Here is a 2852-nt window from a genome sequence, read left to right on the forward strand (position 1 = left end):
AGACATCAATGTTGTCTGGGATAGGCTTACCTATCTTCTCATATTCTCGTCTGTTATGGAGCTGGCTACCTTTACCTTGTGGCATTGATACTCGACCCATAAGAACACCTCCCTTCAATGCTATCCATTATACAGAGTTTTGTTACTTTTGTCAAAAGTAACCCCGTATGAGTTTTGACACTGCGTATCAAAACACGGGGCTCTCCGAGGGGCAGGGGCTTCGCCCCTACAACCCCAAAAAGCGTCACAAAGCACAAAGCACCCATAGGGGGGTGTCGTAGTACCCCCCTATGGAAACGCAAAAAAAAGAGAGCTTTTCAGCTCTCTTTTTTCTCTATCACTTCGCCAGTCTCTGGGTCACACTTCGGTACTCTCGGAGCGTGACGGCGACTGCCTATGTAGCGGTCAAAGAAAAGAGTGTTGTTACTCGCTACCTCATACTCAACATTCATTTCTTCATCCTGCAAGAAGTCCATAAGTTGAGCGTACTCCACTATGTCGTACTGTCTTATGAGTGCCTGCAAGGTCTTTTTTATCTGCGTGATCTCGGAGCGTGTCAGCTCCGAAAAGTCCGCAATATTAAAGCCGTTGATGGTCTTAATCTCTCGCTCATCATACTGAGCTTTCTCTGGATTGTCCTTATGCGTGAGGTATCTGTAATACCCTCGCACCTGTTCCAGAGCTTGCGGTATCGGCTGATTAAAGCCGTCTGTCAGAGCCTTGACCACATTGTAGGAAGTCGGTCCACTATATGTCAGTATGACATGATAGTGTGGCTTCTTTGGTGTATTGTCTGGGTTCATGTCCTTGTCATGCAATGGGCTGATTGCACATTGCAATCCAGTTTTTTGGAGCTGTTCTCTCCAATCAGCAGGAGCTGACTCTGGGTAGAGAACAAAAGCCCAATTTCGCTTCTTGATGTTTTTTGCCATAAAAAAATCCTCCGATTTCTTCGGAGGGTACAATCTCGCTAACCTTGACAACAAGCCTATTTATGGCTATAATTATCCTACGGTGAGTATGTGAGCTTGTCCCTCATGTATTCGTGGTTAGGATTGCCGTCCGAGCCACTAAAGCCATTATACGAAAATCCGCCCGCCTTGTCAATTTGACACTTGGCAGGGCGGGTTTTTTTATGCTCCGCAGGCTCCTACGCGGAGAGCGACCTCTGGAACAAATAGACGCTCTATCGGGAGTGCGTACCACGCTAAAGAGAAGTCAAGGTACGGGGTAGTATTTCCTTGCGGAAATCTCCACCCCTCGAAGCCCTTGACTTCTCTTTTTTTCGGATTATTCCGTCTCCGCCGACGGAACAAAAAACTTTCAGTTTTCCGTTCCGCCGTCTCCGCCAGTATAATCCGAAAACCGCTTCTTAAAGCTCCATCTCCCAACCTTTGGAACGCTTCGGAGCAGGTGGCTCTACGATTTTCTCTATGCCCTTGCTGATACCGACATGCTTTTCCATCTCCTCTGCCATCTCTGGGAAGCCGTCCTCTTTCGCCCACTTCGCTCCGTACTCTGCCAAGCCGTCAATCAGCTTCTCTTGAGCCTTGCTCAGATTGCTGATACCGTACTTGCCATAGGTGTAGTTACCGTTCTGGTCTTTCTCTCGGTCATACTTGAGCATACCTACCGCCTTAACCACATTCGTAAGGCTCTCATAAGCCCCTCTGAGCTTGTCTCTGAGATTATTTATCTTATCCCATAGCTCTGCCTTGATTTCGTCCATTTGAGCCGTCAGAGAGCGAATTTGACCCCTCAGAGAGGCGTTCTCTGTTTGCAGGTCTGCTATCTGTTTGTCTTTGGCTCTGCCGTCTTGCTCTGACTTCTCCAAGAGCTGATTAAGATTGAGCTGTCTTTGGTACATCTGCTGAAGCTGTTGCTGTTGCCTTGCCAGCTCATTTGCCTTGTTGTCGAGGAGCTGCTCTCGCTGATCCGCTCGCTGCTCTCTCCGAGAAACAGCAGCGGAACGCTCTCGCATCTCTCCTATCTCGTCTCGGTTTGCGGTGTAGGCTTTCGCCTGTTCCTTGACCGCTTCAAGGTCTTTTTTCTTTATCGCTACTACACCAAACGGCAACTTCGTGCCGGTGGTGTCTATCTCGTCTATGCCGGTCTTGAGTTCTCGCAAAGGCTCGACCTCTGCGACAATGGCTTCTTTCTCCTGCTCAATCTCGCCTATCATCTGGTCTCGTACTTCCTTGTATTCCTCGACCGACAAGCTCCCTCTGGCTTTTCGCTCGGCTTCGACCTCAAGCCCCATATTTCGACAGATTTCGCCAAAAACCGACCTTTCATTCTCTTTCCAGAGCTTCGTGGCATTGTTCTTTCGGCTCTCTTTCTCTGGTTGGTAGCCCATTTGCTTCATTGCTTTGTCCAGGGAGTTCCTGGTCTCAAGCCCTCTTGTATATCCCTGGGCTACTGGGATATAGTCGAGGTGCAAATGGGGGCTTGCTTCGTCCATATGGATATAAGCCCCTATGAGCTTCAAATTCGGGTTTCGTTCCTCGAAGCCCTTTACATACTGCACAAGGGCTTCTTTGGCTCTCTCCCTCATCTCTGGCTTCTGGAAGTCCTCTTTACTGCCCCACTGCACCACATCCTCATAGAACAGCTTTTCGCCGTTCTTCGACTTCTTGATGTGGTCGCAGTAGTCCTCTATCTTTCGGTCAGCTCGTTTCTGCTTTGCGTTGTACTTCTCCAGAGCTTCACCGAAGATTTCTTGATAGGCTTGCTTTATATCCTTATCGACCAGAGTGATGTTCTCCGAGCTTTTGGAGACATCAATGTTGTCTGGGATAGGCTTACCTATCTTCTCATATTCTCGTCTGTTATGGAGCTGGCTACCTTTACCT

2 protein-coding genes are annotated in these 2852 nt (G+C 48.5%); both read right to left on the reverse strand.

Features of this window, described 5'->3' with window-relative positions; genetic code table 11:
- Nucleotides 1-317: 317 nt before the first annotated feature.
- A complete protein-coding gene (locus tag LK536_RS58320) occupies nucleotides 318-932 on the reverse strand; it encodes a replication protein (protein ID WP_075051432.1) in 615 nt (204 codons plus the stop codon).
- Nucleotides 933-1372: 440 nt separating this feature from the next.
- On the reverse strand, nucleotides 1373-2852 hold a 1480-nt coding region (locus LK536_RS58325; protein ID WP_506092284.1), incomplete at its 5' end, for a plasmid recombination protein.

It is taken from the genome of Clostridium pacaense, assembly GCF_020709765.2.
Lineage (GTDB): Bacteria > Bacillota > Clostridia > Lachnospirales > Lachnospiraceae > Enterocloster > Enterocloster hominis.

What these genes read in the sequence shown, in the direction of transcription:
- LK536_RS58320 (WP_075051432.1), bottom strand. Translation starts at nt 932, where the DNA reads ATGGCAAAAAACATCAAGAAGCGAAATTGGGCTTTTGTTCTCTACCCA.